Below are 566 nucleotides of genomic sequence, written 5' to 3'. Positions count from 1 at the left end.
CCGGCAAACCAAAAGTATGGGTTGTTGTCTGGCGGCAACGATGTATCCACTCGCCCACTGACTGTTTTTTACGTCAGTGTTCCATTGTGTGACAACCACAGTGCTGTAACAGCAACCAGCCTGCTTTACCCAAACTCCAGTCCAGATTTTAACTGAACCGCCATTCACACCCTGACCACGCTGCCCGTACCGGGACGGCTGTTGCCTGCGTGTCGTCTGGCGGCTGAGGAATATGACTATGTACGCAAAATCCTTTATCGCTCTTGATGGCAACGGACGTCTGACGGGCGCCCGTACTGCACAGGCCGCACCTTATGCTAACTACACCTGCCACTTGTGTGGCAGTGCACTCAGATACCATCCGCAATACGACACTGAACTTCCCTGGTTTGAACACACTGACGACAGGCTGACAGAGCACGGTCAACAGTGCCCTTATGTCAGGCCGGAGCGCAGAGAAATACAGTTGATTAAACGTCTGCAGCAATTCGTACCGGATGCCTTACCCGTGGTGCGTAAAGCCAGCTGGCACTGCAGACAATGTCACCACGATTATTATGGGGAGC

General features: G+C 53.2%; 1 protein-coding gene. It reads left to right on the top strand.

Features of this window, described 5'->3' with window-relative positions; all coding sequences use genetic code 11:
* Positions 1-238: 238 nt before the first annotated feature.
* A partial coding sequence (locus ACJHWR_RS25310; protein ID WP_000270970.1) for a putative zinc ribbon protein occupies positions 239-566 on the top strand: 328 nt, incomplete at its 3' end.

Source organism: Escherichia sp. WS568 (assembly GCF_046486085.1).
GTDB lineage: Bacteria > Pseudomonadota > Gammaproteobacteria > Enterobacterales > Enterobacteriaceae > Escherichia > Escherichia coli.
This window is presented reverse-complemented; position numbering and strand designations above follow the sequence as displayed.